The organism is Streptomyces sp. NPDC054794 (assembly GCF_053611585.1).
The window spans coordinates 76040-98899 of sequence record NZ_JBSHAQ010000038.1 but is presented as its reverse complement, the minus strand read 5'-3'; the positions used below and the strand labels follow the sequence as shown (position 1 = coordinate 98899).

Genomic DNA, 22860 nt, shown 5'->3' with positions numbered 1-22860 from the left:
CCACCCCCACCCCCCCCGGCCGGGTGGTGCGCCGCCCCCGTCCCCACGGTGCGGCGCGGACAGGTCGCCGTCCAGTCATCCCGTGGACGGCGGCCTGAGTCTCAGGTCAGCCCGAGTGCGGGCAGTACGGCGGCCTCCACGAACCGCACGAGATAGTCGGAATCGGCGTACTCGCCGCACAGCATCGGGCGGACGCGCAGCACTCCGTACATCATGGCGGGCACGTACTCCAGCGCCGGATGGTCCGCGCGTACCTCGCCCCGCTCGACACCCCGCCGCAGGATGTCCTGGAGCGCGGCGATCTCGGGGTCGACGAGCGTCTCGCGCAGCGCCTCCTGCAGCTCGCGGTCCTGCGTGATCGCGTGACCGAGGGCCTGGAGCAGTCGCGTGTCCTTGCCCGACCAGTCCCCCGCTGCCCGCCCGGCCTGGCGCAGGTCCTCCGCGAGCGATCCGGTGTCGATGCCGGCGAACCGCACCCGGCGGTTGGCGCGCAGCGCCGCGGCCACGAACTGCGGCTTGCTCTTCCACTGCCGGTAGAGCGTGGACTTGCTGCACCGGGTGCTGCTGGCGACGCCCTCCATGGTGAGGGAGTCGTAGCCGCACTCGCGGATCTGGTCGAGCACGGCGTCGAAGAACTCTCGCTCACGCTCCGGCGTGATCTTGGAGCGGCGCGAGGCGGTGACCGTGTCCGGTCCGTCCGCGGCCTGCGACGTCATGTGCTCTCCCCTCACTCGTGAACGACTCGGGTGCCCTGCCAGGACTCGACCCCGGCTGAAGCGGTTCTCAAGCGCGGTTTCGAAACCTGTCACCAGTGTGTCGCATGTCTAGCGATACGCCAGTGTACCGGTACGCGGGCGTATCGGTACACTGGCGTACCGGTACGGAGACGTATCGATGAGTTCGGGCCGCCGCCCGGGTCTCAGCACGCACCACCACACGCACCACCGTCAGCGAAGGGGCCGGGGGATGAATGCCCGAACCGAGCCTGCAGAGCCCGAGCCAGGGTCCATAGCCCGGCCGCCGCTCGTCCGTGAGCTCCTGCTCGTCGCGGGGCTCTTCCTCGTCTACAAGCTCGGCCGGCAACTGGCCACGGGCCATACCGGCGAAGCCCTCCACAACGCCCACCGCGTGTGGGACCTGGAACGGGCCGTGCGGCTTCCGGGCGAGGGCTCCGTGCAGTCGGTGCTGCTGCACGGCGACGGACTGGCCCGACTGGCGAACACCTACTACGCGACCGTCCATTTCCCGGCCACCCTGGCCTTCCTGGTCTGGCTCTGGCTGCGGCGCCCGGCGCACTACGTCTGGGCCCGCCGGGTCCTCGCCGTGGTGACCGCCGCCGCGCTGGTGCTGCCCTTCACGTTCCCGCTCGCCCCGCCGCGCATGCTGGCGTCGACCGGCCTGGTGGACACCGCCCGGGTGTACGGGCCGTCGGTGTACGGCCCGCCGCGCACCGACCACCTCTCCAACCAGTTCGCGGCGATGCCCTCACTGCACTTCGGCTGGGCCCTGATGGTGGCGATCGGCCTCATCGTGGCGACGCGGTCCCGCTGGCGCTGGCTGTGGCTGCTGCACCCGGTGATCACGCTGCTGGTGATCGTGGGCACGGCCAACCACTACTGGCTCGACGCGATCATCGCCACGGCCATGCTCGGCGTCGCGCTCGCGCTGATCCACCCGCCGCACCGCACGGCGACCACGGCCGGACGCGGCACCCGCAGGCTCGTACCCGAGGAGCCGGTCCTGGTCGGAGCGGGCCGATGAGCGCCGCACTGGTCGCCGTCGCCCTGTCCCTGGTCTCGGCCGTCGCCTACGCGGCCGCCGCGGTCGCCCAGGAGCGGCTCGCCCGGCGCGACGCGGGCACGGGTCTGCTGCGGCTGCTCGGCACCGGCGCCTGGTGGTCGTCGGTCGGGCTGAACGCGGCCGCCGCGCTGCTGCACGTCGTGTCCCTCAGGTACGGTCCGCTGACCGTGGTGCAGCCGCTGGGCGCGCTCACCCTGGTGGCGGCCGTGCCGATGGGGGCGCGGCTGGCCGGGCGGCGGGTCAGCGCCGTCGAGTGGCGGGGCACCGGCCTGACGCTGCTGGGGCTGGGCGCACTGCTGATCTGCGCCTCGGGTCCGGCGCCCGAGCGGGTGCTGACACTCACCGAGGCCCTCGCGGTCGCCGGGACGACGGCCGCCCTGATCGGCGTGCTGTCCCGGCCCGGCGCCCGGCCCGGCCTGCGGCACGCCACGGCGTCCGGCTTCGCCTCCGGCGTGGCCTCGGCGCTCACCCAGACCGTGACGGTGGCGGCGACCGACCGCTCCGGTCCGGTCCTCAGCACCGAGGTGGTCGTGGTGGCGCTGCTCGTCGCCGCGTTCGCCGTCGGCGGGCTGCTGCTGTCGCAGACCGCCTATCGCGGCGGCCTCGGCGGCCCGCTGGCGCTGGTGACGCTGACCAACCCGATGGCGGCCGCGGCGATCGGGCTCACACTCCTCGGGCAAGGACTGCGGGGCGGCGCGGCGGGCGTGCTGCTCGCGCTGGCCGGCGCCGCGGTGGCGTCCTGCGGCGTAGTGTTGCTGACCCGGGCGACGCCCGCTCCGGCGCCCGCGGAGCACGACGAGGAACACCCGGTCGTCAAGGTGCTCGCGCTGGAGCCCGGGACCGCCTCGCCCGAACCGGCCATGGTGCCCCGGCAGTCGGAGCCCGGTCACCTCACACCCCTGTAGCGAACGCAAGGAGTGCCCTGCTGAGGCACCGACGAAGGCGGCGGCCGGTGCGTGCGGAACTTCGCACACACCGGCCGCCGTTGCCGTTGTCCCGAGGGACCCGGGTCAGCCCAGGCCGCGCGAGTCCTGCTTGAGCGCGGTGTCGACGGTCAGGGCCGTCGCCACCACCAGGCTCAGCAGCGGCTCGGGGAGCTGGTAGTGGATCTGCAGGACGTAGTTGTCCGCGGTCGTGAACAGCGTCTTGGCGAGGCCTTCCCAGGTCTTGGTGATCCGGGCGACCTCGTTGTCCGCGTGGTCGACGATCGCGAAGTTCCACGCCCGCCAGTTCTCCGCCTTGATCGCGCCGACCTTCTGGCCGTTCGCGTTCATCGCGAAGTTGATCTTACCGATCATGTTCTGCTGGACGATCTCACCGATCGGCGAGCCGTCCGGACGCTGCACGAGCACGCGGGACTTGATGAACTTCCGCGGCCGGATCAGCAGCAGCTGCGGCTGGCCGTAGGCGTCGCGGATCTCCAGCTTGTGCGTCATGAACTGGTCGAGGCTGGAGACGAATCGCAGGATCTTCTTCAGCACGCCCTGACCGACCTGGACGACCGAGCCGATGTCCCGGCCGTTCTGGTCCATGACCTTGTACTCGTTGGTCAGCTCGATCAGCTTGGCCTTCTGGTTCACCACCAGGACCGGCTCGGTGAACAGGGTGCCGCCGCCGGGACCACCGGCGGCGACGCCCGCCTGCTGCTGCACCTGCTTGTGCACGCGGGCGTCACCGGTGGGCTGCTGCGGAATGGCGGCCCCCTGCGGCGCTGACGGCTGAGCGCCCTGCTGATCAGGGCTCGTGTGGTCGGTCCACTGCACGCCGTCCCAGTAACGGAGCGTCTGGGGTGCGCCGTGCGGATCCGGGTACCAGCCTGCAGGAGTGTTCGATTGCGTGGTCACCGGGGCACACTACCGTGAGCCGACCGGCACCTGACCAGACCCCTCGTGCCGTATTCAGCGCCGTTCATCCGGTCGTTACTCGGACACGATCGCCGGGTCGCTGACGCCGGGGCAGCCATTCTCGACATGTCCGGCGAAACGCCGCACGAACGCCGGGTCGTTGTCCGAGGTGACCGTGAGGTCGTACCAGCGCCGGGTCACCGAGAGGTCGACGCTGTGCCGCACCGTGGCGCCCGGACGGACATGGAACCGCAGGGGGCGGCCGCCGTAGCCGTTGGCCATCTTCAGCTCGACCGCCGAGGAGCCCTTGTTGGTGAAGGTGAGCACGACGTCGTCGCCGGAGTGCCGGGCGGTGACCTCGGGACCGGCCGTCTTGTTCGGGCCCTTGAAGACGCGCAGGAAGCCGTTCGGGCCGTGCACGGTCAGGTCGTACGAGCCCTTCGAGTACGCCGAGTTCCAGGTGTCGGAGACCGTCTTGCCGGCCTCGGTGGTGTAGCTCCAGGGGCCGTCGGTGCGGTTGCCGGAGGTGACGAGGAAGGCGGCGCCGGCCTGCGCGCCGGAGGCGAAGGTGAGCGTGAGCTTGCCGGACGCCGGGTCGACGGAGCCGTCCACGAGCGGGGCGTACTTGAGCGGGCGGGCCCGGCGCAGGCCGCGCTCCTGCTTGGGCAGGACGGGGTTGGCCGGCGGGGTCGGGACGTAGTCCGGGTGACGGTCGGTGTCCGTGGGCCGGTAGCCGTCGGTGTCCGGGAGCTCGACCGGCTTGGTGTCCTTGCGGGAGAAGTCGAAGGCGGCGGTCAGGTCGCCGCAGACCGTGCGCCGCCAGGGCGAGACGTTCGGCTCGTGCACACCGAAGCGGCGCTCCATGAACCGGATGATCGAGGTGTGGTCGAGGGTCTCGGAGCAGACGAAGCCGCCCTTGCTCCACGGCGAGACGACGAGCATCGGCACGCGCTGGCCGAGGCCGTAGGGGCCGGCCACCTTGCCGCCGTCGCCCTTGAAGACGTCGGGGCCGACGTCGACCGTCGACTTGCCCTGGTCCGCGGAGGCCGGCGGGAACGCCGGGACCATGTGGTCGAAGAAGCCGTCGTTCTCGTCGTACGTGATGAACAGGGCCGTCTTCGCCCACACCGCCGGGTCCGAGGTGAGCGCGTCCAGGACCTGGGCGACGTACCAGGCGCCGTAGTTTGCGGGCCAGTTGGGGTGCTCGGTGAACGCCTCGGGGGCCACGATCCAGGAGACCTGGGGCAGCTTGCCGCCCAAGACGTCGGCCTTGAGCTGGTCGAAGAAGCCCTCTCCCTTGCGGGCGTCGGTGCCGGTGCGGGCCTTGTCGTACAGCGGGTCGCCGGGCTGGGCGTTCTGGTACTGCTTGAAGTAGAGGAGCGAGTTGTCGCCGTAGTTGCCGCGGTAGGCGTCCTGGATCCAGCCCCAGGAGCCGTTCGCGTCGAGGCCGTCGCCTATGTCCTGGTAGATCTTCCAGGAGATCCCGGCCTTCTCCAGCCGCTCCGGGTAGGTCGTCCAGGCGTAGCCGGCCTCGTCGTTGCCGAGGACCGGGCCGCCGCCCTGGCCGTCGTTGCCGGTGTAACCCGTCCACATGTAGTAGCGGTTCGGGTCGGTCGAGCCGATGAACGAGCAGTGGTACGCGTCGCAGATGGTGAAGGAGTCGGCGAGCGCGTAGTGGAACGGGATGTCCTCGCGGTTCAGGTACGCCATCGTCGTGGCGCCCTTGGACGGCACCCACTTGTCGTACTTGCCGCCGTTGAAGGCCGCGTGGCCGTCGTTCCAGCCGTGCGGGAGGTCCTGGAGGAAGGCCATGCCGAGGTCGTCGGCGTCGGGGTGGAAGGGCAGGAGGTCCTTCGTGCCGTCCGACTGGTACCAGACCGGCTTGCCGTCCTGGCGGGTCACCGCGGCGCGCGGGTCACCGAAGCCGCGGACGCCTCTGAGCGAGCCGAAGTAGTGGTCGAACGAACGGTTTTCCTGCATCAGGACGACGATGTGCTCGACGTCTTCGATCGATCCCGTGCGGTGATTCGCGGGCAGCGCGGCCGCGCGCTGGATGCTGCTGGAGAGTGCGGTGAACGCCGTGGTGGCGCCCGCGATCTGGAGGAACCGACGCCGGTTGACTTCGGACATGAGTGAGGAACCTCTCATCCTGATGTGCGGGATGGCCGTAGCGATGACGGATTGTGCGCGTTGCGAGTGTTCCAAGAGCAGCAAACGTCAGGGAAGGGTCCGATGGCGCCAATGTGACGACCACCGGTACGCGCGGCCAAGTCCTCACCAAGCAAGCGCTTCGCGACACCATAGGGTTGGAAATCGGCACATGGCCGAAAATGGGCCCGCTGCTGGACCTGTGCGACCGACTGCCCGTCGTCCTGAAGCACGAACTCCGCAACCCCCTGGGCCGGGTCGCCCCGAGTCCGGATCGACCCTCTGGTTCGGCGGGGCTCCCGCGTCGGTGCCGGGGACGTATGAATCGCCCCCATCCTCCCTCGCGGCCGCACACCCGCGCCTCGCCCGGTCACGGAACGGGCCGGCGAAGCGCGGGTGGTGGCTGGGTCACGACGTCTGGTATGCCTCCACCTCGCTGAACTGGCCCGCGGGCCAGCCCGTGTTGGCGCTGACCGTCAGGCGCAGGTGGCGCAGGGTGGTGCCGTTCGGCAGGGTGACCGTGGCGGTGTTGCCGGTGGCCGGGTCGAAGCGGTAGTCGCGGGCGTCCAGCACCGTGGTGTAGGTGGAGCCGTCGGTGCTGCCGAGCACGGTGACGGTCTGGGTGCGGGCGCCCCAGGCGGACAGCGGCGGCAGTTTGAGGACCAGGCGACGCACGGCGTAGGGCGAGCCGAGGTCGACCGTCCAGGACTGCGGGAAGGCGTTGTTGGCCGACTCCCAGTAGCTGTACGCGTCGCCGTCGACGGCCTTGCCGGGTGTGTAGACGTCCTGCGAGCCGGTGGCGGTGGCGGGGCGGCCCTTGGCGAGGTTCCGGCTGGGGTCGGGGTCGGGGTTGCCCTGGCCTGGCTGGGGCCAGGTCGAGCAGTTTGACCAGGTGCTGCTCCAGCCGGAGTTGCCGCCGCCGTCGGTGAGCGTGAAGGCGCCCGAGCCGGACGGGTAGGGGCAGTTGTAGATGCCCGCCGCGCCGACCCCGGTGGCCGTGACGTTGCGGAAGGCAGCGGCGCCCTGGGCCTCGGCCTGGACGACGACCGTCCCGGTGTTCCGTACGGTCGCGCCGTCCACGGTGACGTTGCCGACCCGGTGGCCGTGCCCGCCGCCGGAGACGAACTCGAAGGCGCTGTAGGGGCTGTCGGTGATCGTCGTGTTGGTGATGTTGACGGTGGCGTTGATGGCGCTGTCGTACGAGTCGACGCGCAGCGCGCCCATCGGGTGGTTCCAGTTGGGGTTCATGGCACCGGCGCGGACGAGTGTGTTGCCGTCGACCGTGATCGTGCCGGACAGCGGGTTGAAGGGGTCGAGGAACTTCTGGTTGGAGATCGCGATGCCGCTGCCGAGGGCGTTGGTGTCGGAGACCAGGTTGTTGCGCACGGCGATGTCCGTGCCGCCGTAGATCGCGATGCCGTTGGCGAGGTTCGGCTGCGAGACGGTGTTGTTCTCGAAGCTGCTGTCGGTGTCCGGGGCGTACAGGGACCACATGGCGAGCGAGTCGTCGCCCTGGTTGCGCAGGAAGTTGTTGCGCACGCGGACGCCGCGCGCGGTGCCGTTGAGGTTGAGGCCGTCGGCGGTGGTGTCGAGGATGCGGTTGTTCTCGACGACCAGGTTGTCGTTGTTGCCCATCAGCCAGAACCCGCACTTGAGGTGCTGGATCCACATCTCGGACACCGAACTGTGCGGCCCCAGCGACCCGTTGACGAAGTTGTCCGGGTTGGAGTCGACGCGCTCGGTGACCTCGCCGATGACCGCGAAGTCCTTGATGTGGACGTTGCCCGAGGAGCCGGACTGGTCGATGAAGCGCGAGGTGTGCACGACGGAGTACCAGCTGCCGGCGCCCTGGAGGGTCACGTTCTGCACGCCACTGAGCGAGGAGGTCAGCCGGTAGTCGCCCGGCGGGATCCAGACCACTCCCCCCTGGGCGGCCGCGACGGCGTCGCGGAAGGCCTGGGTGGAGTCGCCCTGGCCGCTGGGATCGGCGCCCTTGGAAGTGACGGACACCGATCCGGCGGGCTGACCGGCGGCCCCGGCGACCTGCTCGAAGTCGGCGACGTCGACGGTGACCTGGGTGCCCGTGGCCTGGAGCGCGATCCGGTCGCCCGGCTGGACGTCCTGCCCGAGCAGCAGGCGGGCGTTGTCGAAGAAGTGATGCGTCTTGGCGCCGGGGATCCAGCCGGTGTCGATGTAGGAGTACTTGGAGGTGACGGGCAGGGTCTTGGCGAGCCGGGTGCCGTTGACGTAGACGTCGAGCGAGCCGGACTGGCCGTCCGGGACGCTGTAGGCGACGTTCACGGCGTTGGCGGCGCGGGGCACGGTGAACTCGACGCGCTGCCCGGCGATGAGCCGGACGGCCTGCCGTCCGGAGGCCTCGGAGGCGAGGGTGCCCTGGGTGTAGTCAGGACCGATCTTCGTGCCGGTGGTCACTGCCGACTCGGCCTCGACCGAGGTGAGGGGGAGGCTCGCGCCGACGGCCGCGTGGGCGGCCGGGGCGAGGGCGACGAGCATGCCGGCGGTGAGGGCGACGGTCGCCCCGATGGCTGGCATGCGCCTGACATACCTGGCGGTGCTCCTGTGCATGTGCTGATCCCTTCGTGGTGGGGGTACGGGGATAGCGCGGAGCGGCGGCTCAGGCCCGGAGCCAGGCCGCCGTGTCCTGCGGGAGGCGGCCCCGGTCGTCCAACGGGCCGCTGCTGAGCAGGAGTTCGCTGTGCACCGGGAGTGCGGCGGGCGATGCCGCGAGGTTCACCACGCAGATCGCTCCCTGCGCGCGGGTGAAGGCGAGCACGCCCTCGGGCGCGGGCAGCGGGCGCAGCGGTCCGTCGCCGAACACCGGGCGGAGCCGGATCGCCTCGCGGTAGAGGCCGAGCATCGAGCCGGGGTCGTCCTGTTGCCGGTCGACCGCGTACGACGCCCAGTCGGCGGGCTGCGGCAGCCACGGTTCCTCGCGCGAACCGAAGCCGGCGTACGGCTCCGCGGCCGCCCACGGCAGCGGCACCCGACAGCCGTCGCGGCCCGGGGCGGTGCCGCCGGACCGGAAGTACATCGGATCCTGGACGCGGGCGGCGGGGATGTCCGCCTCCGGCAGCCCCAGTTCCTCCCCCTGATAGACGTAGACCGCGCCGGGCAGGGCGAGCGACAGCAGGGCGGCGGCGCGGGCCCGGCGGGTGCCGAGGACGAGGTCGGTCGGCGTGCCGAAGGCCTTGGTGGCGAAGTCGAAACCGGTGTCCGCGCGGCCGTACCGGGTGACCGTGCGGGTCACGTCGTGGTTGCACAGCACCCAGGTGGCCGGGGCGCCCACGGGGGCGTGGGCGGCGAGGGTCCCGTCGATCGATGCGCGCAGGCGTCCGGCGTCCCAGGGGCAGGTCATGAAGGAGAAGTTGAAGGCGGTGTGGAGCTCGTCGGGGCGGAGGTAGCGGGCGAAGCGTTCGGGGTCGGGCAGCCAGACCTCGCCGACGAAGACGCCGTCGTGGTCGTCGGCCACCGTCCGCCAGGAACGGTAGATGTCGTGCAGTTCGTCGCGGTCGACGAAGGGGTGCGGGTGGGGTGCGGTGGCGAGGTCGGGCAGTGCGGGGTCCTTGGCCAGCAGGGCGGCGGAGTCGATGCGGACGCCCGCGACGCCCCGCTCGAACCAGAAGCGCAGGATGTCCTCGTGTTCGCGGCGGACGGCCGGGTGGGCCCAGTTGAGGTCGGGCTGTTCGGGGGTGAACAGGTGGAGGTACCAGTCGCCGTCCGGCAGCCGGGTCCAGACGGGCGCGGTGGAGCCGACGAACTGGGACGGCCAGTCGTTGGGCGGTAGTTCGCCGTGCCGCCCGCGGCCGGGCCGGAAGTGGAACAGCTCGCGCTCGGGGCTGCCGGGGCCCGCGGCGAGCGCCGCCCGGAACCAGGCGTGCTGGTCGGAGACGTGGTTGGGCACGATGTCGACGATGGTGCGGATGCCCGACTCGGCAGCCTCGGCGATGAGTTTCTCGGCCTCGGCGAGCGTCCCGAAGGCCGGGTCGACGGCCCGGTAGTCGGCCACGTCGTAGCCGCCGTCCTTCATGGGCGACGGGTACCAGGGGTTGAACCACAGGGCGTCCACGCCGAGTTCGGCGAGGTACGGGAGCTTCGCGCGCACGCCCGCGAGGTCGCCGACGCCGTCGCCGTCGCCGTCCGCGAAGCTGCGTACGTACACCTGGTAGATGACGGCGGAGCGCCACCAGTCGGCCCTTCGGGCATGGCTGGGCTGTCCCACGGTGCCTGCCTTTCTGTGTCGGGGAGGAGGGCGGCGTCAGCCCTTCGTGCTGCCCGCGCCGATCCCGGCGATGATGTGCCGCTGGAAGACGAGGAACAGGGCGACCATCGGGATGCTGGCGATCACCATCGCGGCGATGAGCACGGTCAGCTGGATGTTCTGCGACAGCTGGACGAGGGCCACGCCGATGGGCTGCTTGTCGGTGTCGGAGAAGACCATCAGCGGCCACAGGAAGTCCTGCCAGACGGCCACCAGCGCGAAGATCGAGACCACGCCGAGCACCGGCCGGGACATCGGCAGCACGATCGACCACAGGATGCGCAGTTTCCCGGCGCCGTCGATCTCGGCGGCCTCCAGCACATCGGCCGGCAGCTGGTCGAAGAACCGTTTGAGCAGGTAGAGGTTGAAGGCGTTGGCGACGGCCGGCAGCCAGATCGCCAGCGGGTCGTTGAGCAGACTGGTGTGGATCAGTGGAAGGTCGGCGACGGTCAGGTACTTCGGTACGACCAGTGCCTGGGCCGGCACCATCAAGGTGGCCAGGATGCCGCCGAGGATCACCTTGCCGAAGGCCGGTCGCAGCCGGGAGAGGGCGTAGGCGGCGGCCGTGCAGAACACCAGCTGGAACAGCCAGGCGCCGGCCGCCTGCACCACGGTGTTCCACAGGTGCTGCGGGAGCTGCATGAGGTCCCAGGCGTCGGTGTAGCCGCTGAGGTGCCAGTGTTTCGGTACGAGGGTGGGCGGGGTCCGGGCCACCTCGTCCGGGGACTTCGCCGCGCCCGTCACCATCCAGTAGACCGGGAAGAGGAAGGCCAGCGCGAACAGGAGGACGACGCCGGTGAAGACGGTCCAGTAGAGGGCCTTGCCGCGGGGGCGGGCCAGGGCCGCCGGGGAGACCAGGGTCCGGGTGCTCACGCGTCCCCCTCGGAGCGGGTCAGCCGCAGGTACACGGCGGAGAAGAGGCCGAGCAGCACCAGCAGCATCACGCTCAGGGCGCAGGCTCCGCCGAAGTCGTTGTAGAGGAAGGCGTATTTGTAGATGAGGTAGAGGACGGTGACCGTGGCGTTCTCCGGGCCGCCGCCGGTGATGACGAAGGGTTCGGTGAAGACCTGCATCGTGGCGATGATCTGCAGGAGCATCAGCATCAGGACGACGAAACGGGTCTGCGGGATCGTCACGTGCCGGACGCGTTGCAGGAGTGTGGCGCCGTCGAGTTCGGCGGCCTCGTACAGCTCGCCGGGGATGGACTGGAGCGCGGCCAGATAGATGAGGACGGTGCCGCCCATGTTGGCCCAGGTGGCGACGATGACGAGGGAGACGAGCGCGGTGTCGGCGCCGTTGGACCAGTTCGAGGTGGGCAGGTGCACGAATCGCAGCGCCTCGTTGGCGAGGCCGGCTCCGGGGTCGTAGAACCACTTCCACAGCAGGGCGCTGACCACCGGCGGGATCATCACGGGCAGGTAGACCACGACCCGGAAGAAGCCCTTCGCGTGCCTCAGTTCGTTGAGGACCAGGGCGAGCAGGAAGGGGACCGCGAAGCCGATGAGCAGGGCGAGCAGGGTGAAGGTGAGGGTGTTGCGCCAGGCCGCCGTGAACTCCGGGTCGTGCAGGACGCGGGTGAAGTTGGCGGTGCCGACCCACTCGGGCTCGGAGCCGGGCGTGTACTTCTGGAAGGCGATGACGACCGCGCGGATCGCCGGGTACCAGGAGAACAGCGCGAAGCAGAGAAGGCCGCCGAGCAGGAATCCGTAGGCGCGGAGCTGGTCGGCGAGGCGGCGCCGCCCCCGGCCCCCTACCGGGGACGGCGCCCGGACCGGTCGTACGGCGATCGCCTCGGCGGGCCGCCGCGCAGCCGTCTTCGTCATGAGTGTCAGCTCCGGGCCAGGATGCCGTCGATCTTCCCGGAGGCGTCCCGCAGCAACTGGTCGATGTCCGCGTCCTTCTTGGTGAGGACGGCGGAGACGACCCCGTCGAGGACGGAGTAGAGCTGCTGGGCGTTCGGCGGCTCGATCTTCATCCGCAGGCTCTGGTTGCCGTCGAGGAAGGCCTGGTAGTTCTCCACGGGCACATTGGCGTTGGCCTTCTTGACCTGCTGGTCCTTGGCGTCGGCGGCGCCGGTGAACAGCCGCGGCTCGGGCAGGCCGACCGGGGCGTCGTTCTTCTTGGCGCGGGCGTAGTCGCCGAGGAAGCCGTCGCCCGGGGTGAGGAACATGGAGTCGAGCCACTTGAGGCCGGCGCGGATCTGGGCGGGCGTGGCCTTCTTGTTGAACATGTAGCCGTCGCCGCCGATGAGCGTGCCCTTGCCGCCGGGCATGGGGGCGAGGGCGAGGTCCTTGTAGTTGCCGCCCTTCTCCTTGACGAGGATCGGGATGTTGTCCGGGGCGGAGAGGTACATGCCGAGCTTGCCGGCGCCCATCATCTGCTGGACGTCGTTGATGACCAGGAGCTGCTTGCTGCCCATGGAGTCGTCGGTCCAGCGCATGTCGTGCAGGTTCTGCAGCACGGCGTGGCCCTCGGGGGTGTCGATCGTGGCCTTCTTGCCGTCGGCGTCGACGACGTCGCCGCCCTGTGCGTACAGCTCCGCCGTGAAGTGCCAGCCGCCCTGGTTCTGGGCGCTGTAGTCGGCGTAGCCGACCGTGCCGTCCCCGAGCGCGGCGATCCGCTTGGCGTCGGCGCGCACTTCGTCCCAGGTGGCCGGCGGCTTGTCGGGGTCGAGGCCCGCCTTCTCGAACATCTTGCGGTTGTAGATCAGGCCCATCGAGTAGCCGGTGCGCGGGATTCCGTAGATCTTGCCGTCGACGGTGTAGATGTCCCGCAGCTGCCGCTGGATGGTGTCGTAGCTCTTCAACTCCTTGACGTACGGCGTGAGATCGGCCGCCTGGTGGATGTCCACGACGTGCTTGGCGTCGGTGAAGTACGTGTAGAACACGTCCTCCATCTGGCCGCCGGCGAGCTTGGCGTCGAAGGTCTTCGGGTCCTGGCAGGGGAACGCGTCGTGGGCGACGACGTCGATGTCCGGGTGCTGCTTCTCGAAGGCGGCGATGTCCTGCTCGAAGAACCTCCGGTCGACCTTGGCGCTCTTCGGCGGCTCGCAGTTGACGGTGATACGGGTCTTGCCGCTCCCCGCGTCCTCGTCGCCCGACCCGCAGGCGGAGGCGGTGAGCGCGAGGGAGGAACAGACGCCGATCGCGACAAAGGTACGGCGGAACCCGGTGCTTCTCATCGGTGGACCCCTCTGGGCAGGAGCGGTGGGCGCCGCACACTCAAGCACCGGCGACACCCGTCCGCAAGATGTCGCGCAGAATCCGTAATTATTCGACAGCGAGGTGGATCTACTGGATCTCAGTCACGGCGCGCTTGCGCGGTCGACCCCCGCACCACCAGTTCGGGCTCGAACAGCAACTCCTCGGCGGTCACGGTCGCGCCGCCGATCTGCGCGTTCAGCAGCTCCACGGCCGCCCTGCCCATGGCCTCGATGGGCTGGCGGACGGTCGTCAGCGGGGGCTCGGTGCAGTTCATGAACGCCGAGTCGTCGTAGCCGACCACGGACACCTGGGACGGGACGGCGAGTCCCTTGCGCCGGGCGGCCCGGATCGCCCCGAGGGCGAGTGGGTCGCTGGCGCAGATGATGCCGGTGACACCCCGGTCGATCAGCCGGGAGGCCGCCGCGTGGCCGCCCTCGATGGAGAACATGGCCCGCGCGACGAACTCCTCCGGCAACTCCCCGGCGAGCGCCCGCGCCGCGGCCAGCTTCCGCGCCGACGGCACGTGGTCACCGGGGCCCAGCACGAGCCCGATGCGCTCGTGGCCCAGCGAGGCCAGGTGCCGCCACACCTGCTCGACGGCCACCGCGTCATCGCAGGACACGCCGGGGAAGCCGAGGTGCTCGATGGCCGCGTTGACCAGCACGACCGGGATGTTGCGGTCGGCGAGCACCCGGTAGTGGTCGTGCGGCGCGTCGGCCTGGGCGTACAGGCCGCCGGCGAAGACAACGCCGGAGACCTGCTGCTGCAGCAGCAGGTCCACGTAGTCCGCCTCGGAGACACCGCCCTTGGTCTGGGTGCACAGCACCGGGGTGAGTCCCAGCTGGGCCAGCGCGCCGCCGATGACCTCGGCGAACGCGGGGAAGATGGGGTTCTGCAGCTCCGGCAGCACGAGCCCCACCAGCCGGGCCCGCTCCCCGCGCAGCTGGGTGGGCCGTTCGTACCCGAGCACGTCGAGCGCCGACAGCACCGCCTGCCGGGTGGCTTCGGAGACCCCAGGCTTGCCGTTGAGCACCCGGCTGACCGTGGCCTCGCTGACCCCGACCTTCTTCGCCACTTCAGCAAGTCGTCGCGTCATGCGCGCAAGAATAGCGCAAGTAACGCAAGCTGCTTGCGTAACGGCGAGGAACGACGGAGGCGGCCGCGCGTCCGCTACACCCGGCTCCCGGTCGCCGTGTCCGACGACAGGCGCTGGGCCAGGTAGATCGGGATCACGGAGAGCAGGACCAGGACGGCGGCGACGACGTTCACCACCGGGGCCTGCTGTGGGCGGGTCATGTTGTTGAAGATCCAGATGGGCAGGGTCTCGATGCCGGGCCCGGCGGTGAACGTGGTCACCACGATCTCGTCGAAGGAGAGCGCGAAGGCGAGCAGCCCGCCGGCGAGCAGCGCCGAGCGCACCAGCGGGAAGGTGACGTCGACGAAGGCGCGGAAGGTGTCCGCACCCAGGTCCATCGCGGCTTCCTCGTACGAGCCGGCGCTGCGGCGCAGGCGCGCGACGACGTTGTTGAAGACGACCACGATGCAGAACGTGGCGTGGCCGACGATCACGGTGAACAGTCCGAGGCCCACGCCGAGCGGCGCGAGGACCGTGCCGAACGCGGAGTTGAGCGCGATGCCGGTGACGATGCCGGGCAGCGCGATCGGCAGGACCACCACGAATGAGATCGCGTCGCGGCCGAAGAACCGGTGCCGGGCCACCGCGAAGGCGATCAGCGTGCCGAGGACCAGCGCGATGGCGGTGGCGCCCAGTCCCGCCTTGACCGACACCCACAGCGCCTCCCGTGCGCCCGCGTTGTCCAGGGCCACCGACCACCAGTGCAGGGTCAGTCCGGGCGGCGGCCAGCTCGCGCTGCGGTCCGGGTTCAGGGAGTTGACGAGGACCAGCAGCAGCGGCACGTAGATCACCGCGAAGCCGAACCCGGCGGCGACGCGCAGCGCGAGGCGCGCGGAACGGGAGAGTTGCACGGTCGGCTCCTCTACAGGCTGCTCAGGGCGCCCGTGCGGCGCATCGCCAGCAGGTACACCACGATGACGACGACCGGGACCGTGCCGAGGGCGGCGGCCATGGGCAGGTTGAGTTCGATGTTGGAGTAGACGAGGTTGCCGATGAGCTGCGTCTTGCCGCCCACGATCTGCACGGTGATGTAGTCGCCGAGGCTGAGCGAGAACGTGAAGACCGAACCGGCGGCGACCGACGGCAGGACCATGGGCAGGACGACGGACCGGAAGGTCCGGCCGGGCCGGGCGCCCAGGTCCGCCGACGCGTCGAGCAGGTTGGCGGGCAGCTGCTCCAGGGCCGTGTGGACCGGCAGGATCATGTACGGCAGCCAGAGGTACGTCAGCGTCAAAACGGTGGCCGGGAGCCCGAACCCGGGGCCGCTCAGCCCGAAAGGCTTCAGCATCCAGTCGGCGAGCCCGCCCTCGGACAGGATCAGCCGCCAGGCGTACACCTTGACCAGGTAGCTGGCCCACAGCGGGGTGAGGATCGCGACCACGAGCAGCGGGCGCCACTTCGGCCGGGCGACGCGGGCCGTGTAGAAGGCGAGCGGGAAGGCGATCATCGCGCACAGGACGGTGACCGCGAGCGCCACGCCGATGCTGCGCAGGATCACCTGGCGGTAGACGGGGGTGGTGAACAGGGCGTGGAAGTTGTCGGTCGACCAGACCTTCACCACCTCGGAGGTGAAGGAGTTCGTCGTCCAGAACGCGGAGACGAACAAGGCCGTCAGCGAGCCGAGGTAGAGCACGGCGAGCCACAGCAGCGGGGCGGTGAGCAGCAGGGCGAGTCTGAGCCGGGGACGGCGGTGCAGCTGCCCGGCGAGCCGCCGGACGGTGCCCGTGGGGCGCCGTCCGGCGGTCTGCGCGACGACGGTCATGGCTCAGCCCTTGATCTCGGTCCAGGCCTGCACCCACTTCGCGTACGGCACGCACTTGACGTCGGTGCGGCCGTCCAGGCACTGCTCGATGGGCGTGTTCCAGAAGGCGATGTTCTTCCAGTAGCCCTCGTCACTGGCGTGGTAGGTGGCGCAGAAGTTCTTGTCACTGGTCTGCGCGCAGGCCTTGGCGTTCGCGGGGGCCTCGCCGAAGTACTCGGCGACCTGGGCGTTCACCTTCGGCGAGATGATCCAGTCCATCCACTTGTAGGCGCAGTTCGGGTGCTTGGCCTTCGCGGACAGCATCCAGGTGTCCGACCAGCCGGTCGAACCCTCCTTCGGTACGAAGGCCTTGACCTTGGCGCCCTCGTCGGCGGTGAGGCTGGCGATGACCTGCCAGGTGGTGCCGACCACGGAGTCACCGCTCTTGAAGGCGGAGACCTCCTTGAGGTAGTCGCTCCAGTACTCGCCGATGTTCGCGTTCTGCTTCTTCAGCAGGGCCACGGCCGCGTCGAACTGCTTCTGGTCCAGCGCGTAGGGGTCCTTGATCTTCAACTCCGGCCTGGTCGCCTTGAGATACAGGGCCGCGTCGGCGATGTAGATCGGCGAGTCGTACGCGGTGACGTGGCCCTGGTGCTTCGACGCGTCGTCGAAGACGGCCGCCCAGGAGGTGGGCGCGGGCGTGACCTTCTCGGTGTTGTACATCAGCAGGTTGGCGCCCCGGCCGTGCGGGATGCCGTACATCCGCCCGTCGACCGAGTTCCAGGCCCCGTTCTTCAGGCCGCTGAAGACGTCCTTGTAGTTCGGTACGAGGCCGGTGTTGACGGGAGCGGCGTCGCCGGAGGCGATCAGGCGCAGGGACGCGTCGCCGGAGGCCGACACGGCGTCGTACTGGCCCGTCTTCATCAGTTTGACCATCTCGTCGGAGCTGGCCGCGACCTTGGAGTTGACCTGGCAACCGGTCTGCTTCTCGAAGTCGCCGACCCAGTTCACCTTGGGGTCGTTGGAGCCGTCCTCGACATAGCCGGCCCAGGCGATCAGGTTGACCTGGCCCTCGGTCTTGCCGAGCGACTTCTGTGCCTTCAGGTCGGGGGGATTGAGGCCGGTGGCCGAGGAGCCGCCGGAGTCGGCGGAGCCGCAGGCGGTGGCGGCGACGAGCAGCAGCACGGCTGCTGCCGCGCCCTGCAGGGTTCGGGTGAGGCGCACGGCGTTCTCCATGGGTGACGAGGGGGTCAGCGGACGTCGTCGGGGACCCGCACGGTGTGGCGGCGGTGCCATTGCAGGCGGACGCGGGTGCCGCGGTAGGCGGCGACGTCCTCGGCGGAGGTCTCCAGGTTCTGCTGGAGTGCGGTCAGGCGGCCGCCGGCGTCGAGGTCGACCAGCAGGCGGGTGGCGTTGCCCAGGTAGACGACCTCGGCGACGGTGCCCGTGGCGGTGGCGTGCTCGGGCTCGTCGGCGACGGCGGACTCCTTGAGCACCCGGATCTTCTCGGGCCGGATGCTGTAGGTGCCCGCGGTGCCGACGACGCGCTGGGCGGACTCGCCGGTCAGGAGGTTCGAGGTGCCGACGAAGGACGCGACGAACGCGGTCGCCGGACGCTCGTAGATCTCGGCGGGGGTGCCGACCTGCTCGATGCGGCCCTGGTGGAAGACCGCTATGCGGTCGCTCATGGTCAGGGCCTCCTCCTGGTCGTGGGTGACCAGGACGAAGGTGATGCCGACCTCGCGCTGGAGCGCCTTGAGCTCGACCTGCATCTGCTCGCGCAGTTTGAGGTCGAGGGCGCCGAGGGGTTCGTCGAGCAGCAGTACGCGGGGGCGGCCGACGAGGGCGCGGGCGAGGGCGACGCGCTGGCGCTGGCCGCCGGAGAGCTGGGCGGGGCGCCGCCTGCCGTAGCCGTCGAGGCGGACCTCGGCGAGGGCCTTGCGGGCGCGGACGAGGCGTTCGGCCTTGGGCACCTTGCGGACCTTGAGGGCGTAGGCGACGTTCTGCTCCACCGTCATGTGCGGGAAGAGGGCGTAGTCCTGGAAGACGGTGTGCACGTCCCGCTCGAACGGGGCGAGGCCGGTGACCTCCTGACCGGCGAGCTCGACCCGGCCCCCGCTCGGGGTCTCGAAGCCGGCGATCATCCGCAGCACGGTCGTCTTGCCCGAGCCGGACGGGCCGAGCATGGAGAAGAACTCCCCGTCCCTGATCTCCAGGTCGACGCCGGCCACCGCGGCCGTCTCGCCGAACGACTTCCGCAGATCCTGTAGCCGGATCGCGCTTCCCTCCATGGCGGGAACCTTTCTGGCACTCGCTGTCGTTATGAGGAAAGATATGAAGTCATAGTTCAAAGCTCAAGGCCCCCTTAGGGTAAAGCTTGAGTCAACGTGGAAGGTGGTGGCCGTGAAGCAACCGACTGACGGCGGGGCCCGCAGAGCCATCTTCACGCCGGTGGACAACCGTGCCCGCGTCGAAACGGTCGTCCACCGGCTGGGCGACGCCATAGAGCTCGGGCTGCTCGCCGACGGGGAGCAGCTGCCCGGCGAGAGCGAGCTCGCCGGGCAGCTCGGCGTGTCCACGGTGACCCTGCGGGAGGCGCTCATGGCGCTGCGCCAGCAGGGGCTGGTCGTCACCCGCCGGGGCCGCGGCGGCGGCAGCTTCGTCTCGCTGCCCGACGTCCCCGGCGAGGAGCGGCTCAAGGTCCGGCTGCGCGGCTGGAGCACCGAGGAGCTGCGTGACCTCGGCGACCACTGGGCCGCCCTGTCGGGCGCGGCGGCCCGGCTCGCGGCCGAGCGCACCGAGCCGGACGACCTCGCGCAGCTGCGCCGCAGTGCCGAGGAGTTGGCGCACGCCGGGGACGCGGCGGCGCGCGGCCGGGTGTACGGCCGGTTCCATGTGGAGCTGGCGGCGGCCGCCCAGTCCGCCCGGCTCACCCGGGAACAGGTCACGTTGCAGACGGAGGTCGGGGCGCTGCTGTGTCTCGTGCTCGGGGACGACACATATCGTGAAGAAGTGGCGGACCGTCACCGGTCCGTGATCTCGGCCGTGCAGGATGGGGCCCACGAATCGGCCCGCACGCTGGCCGAACGGTGCGTCCAGGAGTCGACGGCGCGGCTCATCGCGTTGCGCCTGACCCTGTAGGGCGCGCCGCTTCGGTCCCCGTCCGCTGGAGGGCGCCATGCGCAGCAGCCCAGGTCCTGGCGGCACCACGACGCTCGACGCGTCGGCCGAGGAACGCGTCGCGTCCCGGGTGGGCGACGCCCTGGAAGCCGTCTTCGCCGCCGTCGCGCAGACCCGCGCCGAGACGGCCGCGCTGCTGGCCCGGGTGAGCGAGCAGGGCCGCGCGCCCGCCTCGGTCGACCTGGCCGCGCTGCGTCCGGGGCTGCATCTGCGGCTGGCCCGGCAGGAGCTGGTCTCCGGGGTGGGTTTCATCGCCGCGCCGGGGCTGTTGGGCGATGTGCCGGCCTGGCTGGAGTGGTGGCAGACGACGGCCGACGGGGACGTACGACCACTGCTGCCGGACCTCGACCCGGAGCGGTCGGCGTACTCGGACTACACCCACTGGGACTGGTTCGCCCTGCCCCGGGACACCGGGCGGCGGGCGGTGGCCGGCCCGTACGTCGACTACCTCTGCTCCGACGAGTACAGCCTGACCCTGTCCGCGCCGGTGGAGGTGGCGGGCCGGTTCGTGGGCGTGGCCGCGGCAGACATATACCTGCGGCACTTCGAGGCGGCCGCACTGCCCCTGCTCCGCGAGCTGCCCGGCCCCGCCCATCTGGTCAACGCCCGCGGCCGGGTGGCAGCCTCCGCGGACCCGGCCCACCTGGCCGGCTCCCTGACAAAGGGCCCGGACTTCGGCGCCGTACTGGAACGGGCCCGCACGGCGACGTTCGGCCCCCTCCGCCTGGTGCCGTGCCCGAGCGTGCCGCTGGTCCTGGTCGTGACGACGGGCTGAACGCCGAGACGACGGACCGGGCGGCGCGACGAGGAGCTGCGAGCTGCGAGGACGAGCCGGGCGCGCCCGAGAGGCGGCGGGGCGGGGCAAGGCACAGCGCCTGCCGGCGGGCAGGCAGGCAAGCCGCGGACCGTGGCAGCGGGCAGAGCGCCGAGGCGGCGGACCGGGCGGCACGGTGACTGGCTCCGAGCCGCGACGACGGGGCCGGGCGGCCCGGCAGACAGCCAGGCACGGCAACGCGCAGCGCCTGCCGGAAGGCAGCGGACCGTGGCAACGGGCAGAGCGCCGAAGCGACGGACCGGGCGGCGCGGCGACGGGCGCCGAGCCGCGGCAACCAGCCGGGCACCGAGGCTACGGACTCACAGCAACACGACAACCTGCCTCCGAGCCAACGCCGGCCGGCCGCGGGGCCTGGCCGTCGGCCAAGTCGCGTGGGCGGCAGCCGAGCCGGTGGGTCGGGGTGCGCGTCCGCGGCCGGCCCGGCGCCGTCGGCGACCTGAACGCCGGCGGTGCCGGGTCAGGCCTCCGGTGTCGGCACGACGGTCAGGTGCGTGGCGGCGCCCGCGAGGCGCCGGGGGCGACGCGGGGCCGCGGCGGGGCGGCGCGCGTCGCGCAGGACGAACGTCAGGCGCGTGTAGCCCATGGCCTCCAGCATCCGCGGCGTCTCACCGACCACCCGGCACTCGGTGGCGCCCCAGCGCGGGTCGGGGTGCAGCAGCGGGCGGACGGCGCCGTCGTGCTCCGCGGCGGCGTCCTCGCCGACCACGCGGATCCAGTGCGGCAGGCCCTGCCGGTAGGCGGCCTCCATGATCGGGTCCTGGGCGATCTCCCGGCGGATCGCCTGCAGTTCGAGATCGTGGCCGTACCGCTCGACCGCGGACCTGAACGCCGCGAGCATCGGCAGGCACCAGCGCGCCTCGTGCTCGCCGAGCACCCGCCCCGCGTCGGGGTGGAACAGGACGAACCGCAGGAAGTTGTCGCACGGCATGGCCGTGGGATGCGGGCCGACGCCACGGAAAAGTGTCTCGAACGCGCTGTTCGCCAGCACCACGTCCCAGCGGTGGTCGAACACGACGGACGGGAAGGGCACAGCCTCCAGCATCGTGGCGTAGTCCTGGAGATACGCCTGGGCCTCAAAACCCTCGGGCACGGGCCGCGGCGCCGGCCGCTGCCCACCTGCCTGATATGCCATCGGGAGGTCACCCCTCTTGCCTATGCGGCCTTCACGCGGCGTTGTGATCCTGCTGCTCCAACAAGAGCCATGTCAACTATCGTGGCATTTCATGCCTGTTGACGGCTGAAATTGGCCACAGTTGTGGCGAGACCTGGATGTGAGTTCGAAGCACCCGCTACTCTCCGGGAAGTTCACGGGAACCGCTTGTGAGAAGGCGCTGATTCCTCTGAGAGACGTAGGAGTTCTGTCGGTGACCGATGGCTACGAGGATCCGGGCGCCACGGCGACCGCCCAGATACCTGCCGTCGTCGCCCGCGTCACCGCGCTCGCCGACCGGCTCGGCGTCCCGCACGCCGAGGTCTTCGACGTCGGGCGGCTCTCCGTCGCCTGCGGCGTCCCCGAGCCCGTCGTCCGGGCCCTGCTGAGCGGCCGCCCGGCGGGCGAGCCCGACGTACAGGCCCGCTTCCTGCAGCGCCTCGACCTGCTGCGGCGCACCCGGCTCAAGCCCAACGGCCGCCGGTACACCCAGCAGGAGATCGCCGACGGCGCGGGCATGTCCCGACAGCAGGCCGGCGCCCTCATCAACGGCGACCGGCGCCCCACCATGGAGCACTGCGACGCTCTCCAGCGTTTCTTCCGCGTACACGCCGGTTTCCTCACGGCGGAGGACCCCGAGGCCCTCGCGGGCGCGCTGCAGCGCACCGAGCAGGAGCTCCTGCAGAAGCTCGCCGACCGGGAGCGGGCGGCGGCCTCGGCCGCGCAGGACCCGCTGGAGCGGCTGCTCCAGGACCACGGCGTCCGCGGGATAGCCTGGCGGGCCGCACAGCTGCCCACCGACCAGCACCGGGACAAGGTCGCGGAGTGGCTGGACATGCTTCTGGAGAGCGTCAAGCGACCCGAGTCGTGACCCGGGGGAGGACTGTGGGCATCGGTAAGGACATGCGGAGGCTGAGCGGTGAGCTCGTCGGAGAGCTGACGCTGCCCGCGCCGGCCCGGCCGCAGGACCTGTACGCGGCGCTGTGCGACGGGATGAGCCGCCGCCGAGGCCGCCCGGTCCTGTTCCGTACGGCCGTCTTCCCGATCGGCACCGCGAGCGGGCTGTGGCTCGACATGGCCGACCGCGACCTGATCGTCGTCGAGGAACGCACCGCGCCCGACCACCAGTTGGTGATCCTCGGCCACGAGCTGTGGCACATGAAGGCGGACCACTGCGGCCACCACGTCGACGGTGTCGGTGTCGGCGTCGCCACCCGCCTGCTGAGCGACGACACCGACCAGGACGCCCTCCAGGCCACCATCCACAAGGTCGCCGCCCGGACCCGCTTCGACCTCGACGAGGAACGCGAGGCCGAGACCTTCGGCCTGCTCCTCGCCAGCAAGTGCCGCACCTGGCTGGCCGGTTCGTCCGTGCGCGGCCCCGTGCAGCGGGACCATCTGGCGGGGCGCATCGAGGCGTCGCTGGGCTATCTGGGGCCCCAGGGCTGACCTCGCTCCCGCCCGCGCCGAGCGTGCGAAGCGACCCGATGCGCTCCCCTCGCGCTCCCCCCGGTCGGGCGAAGCCGAGAGCGCGGGAGAAAGGGC

At 70.8% G+C, this 22860-nt stretch carries 20 protein-coding genes; 6 read left to right on the top strand and 14 right to left on the bottom strand.

The features are described from left to right. Positions 1–101 precede the first annotated feature (101 nt). Positions 102–716, bottom strand: coding sequence for a TetR/AcrR family transcriptional regulator (locus ACWGKT_RS32890; protein ID WP_356147228.1), 615 nt, complete (start codon positions 714–716; stop codon positions 102–104). Between the two features lie 250 nt (positions 717–966). Here ACWGKT_RS32890 and ACWGKT_RS32885 point away from each other — a divergent pair, with 250 nt between their 5' ends. Next, entirely contained in the window at positions 967–1761 is a 795-nt protein-coding gene (locus ACWGKT_RS32885) for a phosphatase PAP2 family protein (protein ID WP_235452103.1), read from the top strand. After that, the gene (locus tag ACWGKT_RS32880; RefSeq protein ID WP_356147233.1) at positions 1758–2705 is read left to right on the top strand and encodes a DMT family protein; all 948 of its coding nucleotides are present in this window, start codon (positions 1758–1760) and stop codon (positions 2703–2705) included. The genes ACWGKT_RS32885 and ACWGKT_RS32880 overlap by 4 nt, the downstream gene beginning before the upstream one ends. Before the next feature lie 105 nt (positions 2706–2810). On the opposite strand, the gene ACWGKT_RS32875 is transcribed toward ACWGKT_RS32880, so the two are convergent. The 12 genes from ACWGKT_RS32875 to ACWGKT_RS32820 all read right to left on the bottom strand — a co-directional run bounded on the left by ACWGKT_RS32875 (position 2811) and on the right by ACWGKT_RS32820 (position 18441). Next, entirely contained in the window at positions 2811–3644 is an 834-nt protein-coding gene (locus tag ACWGKT_RS32875; protein WP_453276529.1) for a phospholipid scramblase-related protein, read from the bottom strand. A 75-nt stretch (positions 3645–3719) separates the two neighbouring features. Next, the gene (locus ACWGKT_RS32870; protein WP_453276528.1) at positions 3720–5774 is read right to left on the bottom strand and encodes a phosphocholine-specific phospholipase C; all 2055 of its coding nucleotides are present in this window, start codon (positions 5772–5774) and stop codon (positions 3720–3722) included. Between the two features lie 426 nt (positions 5775–6200). After that, positions 6201–8378, bottom strand: a complete 2178-nt coding sequence (locus ACWGKT_RS32865) for a discoidin domain-containing protein (protein WP_453276527.1) — start codon at positions 8376–8378, stop codon at positions 6201–6203. Between the two features lie 49 nt (positions 8379–8427). Continuing rightward, a complete protein-coding gene (locus ACWGKT_RS32860; RefSeq protein ID WP_453276526.1) occupies positions 8428–10032 on the bottom strand; it encodes a glycoside hydrolase family 13 protein in 1605 nt (534 codons plus the stop codon). A gap of 36 nt (positions 10033–10068) precedes the next feature. Then, positions 10069–10944 (bottom strand): carbohydrate ABC transporter permease, encoded by an 876-nt coding sequence (locus ACWGKT_RS32855; RefSeq protein WP_453276525.1) that lies wholly within the window; start codon positions 10942–10944, stop codon positions 10069–10071. Beyond that, on the bottom strand, positions 10941–11894 hold the full coding sequence (locus ACWGKT_RS32850; protein WP_453276524.1) for a carbohydrate ABC transporter permease: 954 nt from the start codon (positions 11892–11894) through the stop codon (positions 10941–10943). The genes ACWGKT_RS32855 and ACWGKT_RS32850 overlap by 4 nt, the downstream gene beginning before the upstream one ends. Before the next feature lie 5 nt (positions 11895–11899). Beyond that, positions 11900–13252, bottom strand: a complete 1353-nt coding sequence (locus tag ACWGKT_RS32845) for an ABC transporter substrate-binding protein (RefSeq protein WP_453276523.1) — start codon at positions 13250–13252, stop codon at positions 11900–11902. A 119-nt stretch (positions 13253–13371) separates the two neighbouring features. After that, positions 13372–14370, bottom strand: a complete 999-nt coding sequence (locus ACWGKT_RS32840) for a LacI family DNA-binding transcriptional regulator (protein ID WP_453276522.1) — start codon at positions 14368–14370, stop codon at positions 13372–13374. Between the two features lie 74 nt (positions 14371–14444). Then, positions 14445–15260, bottom strand: coding sequence for an ABC transporter permease (locus tag ACWGKT_RS32835; RefSeq protein WP_453276521.1), 816 nt, complete (start codon positions 15258–15260; stop codon positions 14445–14447). Positions 15261–15271: 11 nt separating this feature from the next. Next, positions 15272–16171 carry an ABC transporter permease gene (locus ACWGKT_RS32830; RefSeq protein ID WP_453276520.1) on the bottom strand — a complete coding sequence of 300 codons (900 nt, stop codon included), beginning with the start codon at positions 16169–16171 and terminating at the stop codon, positions 15272–15274. 3 nt (positions 16172–16174) lie between these two features. Beyond that, a complete protein-coding gene (locus ACWGKT_RS32825; protein ID WP_356147259.1) occupies positions 16175–17374 on the bottom strand; it encodes an ABC transporter substrate-binding protein in 1200 nt (399 codons plus the stop codon). 26 nt (positions 17375–17400) lie between these two features. Continuing rightward, positions 17401–18441, bottom strand: a complete 1041-nt coding sequence (locus ACWGKT_RS32820; RefSeq protein ID WP_453276519.1) for an ABC transporter ATP-binding protein — start codon at positions 18439–18441, stop codon at positions 17401–17403. Positions 18442–18544: 103 nt separating this feature from the next. Here ACWGKT_RS32820 and ACWGKT_RS32815 point away from each other — a divergent pair, with 103 nt between their 5' ends. After that, positions 18545–19291, top strand: coding sequence for a FadR/GntR family transcriptional regulator (locus ACWGKT_RS32815; RefSeq protein ID WP_453276518.1), 747 nt, complete (start codon positions 18545–18547; stop codon positions 19289–19291). 37 nt (positions 19292–19328) lie between these two features. Next, on the top strand, positions 19329–20105 hold the full coding sequence (locus tag ACWGKT_RS32810) for a cache domain-containing protein (RefSeq protein ID WP_453276517.1): 777 nt from the start codon (positions 19329–19331) through the stop codon (positions 20103–20105). A 517-nt stretch (positions 20106–20622) separates the two neighbouring features. On the opposite strand, the gene ACWGKT_RS32805 is transcribed toward ACWGKT_RS32810, so the two are convergent. Then, on the bottom strand, positions 20623–21297 hold the full coding sequence (locus tag ACWGKT_RS32805) for an MmyB family transcriptional regulator (RefSeq protein WP_453276516.1): 675 nt from the start codon (positions 21295–21297) through the stop codon (positions 20623–20625). A gap of 232 nt (positions 21298–21529) precedes the next feature. On the opposite strand from ACWGKT_RS32805, the gene ACWGKT_RS32800 reads away from it, so the two are divergent. Then, complete coding sequence (locus ACWGKT_RS32800) at positions 21530–22186, top strand: helix-turn-helix domain-containing protein (protein ID WP_356147274.1); 657 nt, start codon at positions 21530–21532, stop codon at positions 22184–22186. Between the two features lie 32 nt (positions 22187–22218). After that, entirely contained in the window at positions 22219–22764 is a 546-nt protein-coding gene (locus tag ACWGKT_RS32795) for a toxin-antitoxin system, toxin component (protein ID WP_235452176.1), read from the top strand. The last annotated feature ends 96 nt before the right edge of the window (positions 22765–22860 follow it).

What these genes read in the sequence shown, in the direction of transcription:
- ACWGKT_RS32820 (WP_453276519.1), bottom strand. Translation starts at nt 18,441, where the DNA reads ATGGAGGGAAGCGCGATCCGGCTACAGGATCTGCGGAAGTCGTTCGGC.
- ACWGKT_RS32840 (WP_453276522.1), bottom strand. Translation starts at nt 14,370, where the DNA reads ATGACGCGACGACTTGCTGAAGTGGCGAAGAAGGTCGGGGTCAGCGAG.
- ACWGKT_RS32805 (WP_453276516.1), bottom strand. Translation starts at nt 21,297, where the DNA reads ATGGCATATCAGGCAGGTGGGCAGCGGCCGGCGCCGCGGCCCGTGCCC.
- ACWGKT_RS32870 (WP_453276528.1), bottom strand. Translation starts at nt 5,774, where the DNA reads ATGTCCGAAGTCAACCGGCGTCGGTTCCTCCAGATCGCGGGCGCCACC.
- ACWGKT_RS32880 (WP_356147233.1), top strand. Translation starts at nt 1,758, where the DNA reads ATGAGCGCCGCACTGGTCGCCGTCGCCCTGTCCCTGGTCTCGGCCGTC.
- ACWGKT_RS32795 (WP_235452176.1), top strand. Translation starts at nt 22,219, where the DNA reads ATGCGGAGGCTGAGCGGTGAGCTCGTCGGAGAGCTGACGCTGCCCGCG.
- ACWGKT_RS32865 (WP_453276527.1), bottom strand. Translation starts at nt 8,378, where the DNA reads ATGCACAGGAGCACCGCCAGGTATGTCAGGCGCATGCCAGCCATCGGG.
- ACWGKT_RS32830 (WP_453276520.1), bottom strand. Translation starts at nt 16,171, where the DNA reads ATGACCGTCGTCGCGCAGACCGCCGGACGGCGCCCCACGGGCACCGTC.
- ACWGKT_RS32810 (WP_453276517.1), top strand. Translation starts at nt 19,329, where the DNA reads ATGCGCAGCAGCCCAGGTCCTGGCGGCACCACGACGCTCGACGCGTCG.
- ACWGKT_RS32845 (WP_453276523.1), bottom strand. Translation starts at nt 13,252, where the DNA reads ATGAGAAGCACCGGGTTCCGCCGTACCTTTGTCGCGATCGGCGTCTGT.
- ACWGKT_RS32885 (WP_235452103.1), top strand. Translation starts at nt 967, where the DNA reads ATGAATGCCCGAACCGAGCCTGCAGAGCCCGAGCCAGGGTCCATAGCC.
- ACWGKT_RS32850 (WP_453276524.1), bottom strand. Translation starts at nt 11,894, where the DNA reads ATGACGAAGACGGCTGCGCGGCGGCCCGCCGAGGCGATCGCCGTACGA.
- ACWGKT_RS32890 (WP_356147228.1), bottom strand. Translation starts at nt 716, where the DNA reads ATGACGTCGCAGGCCGCGGACGGACCGGACACGGTCACCGCCTCGCGC.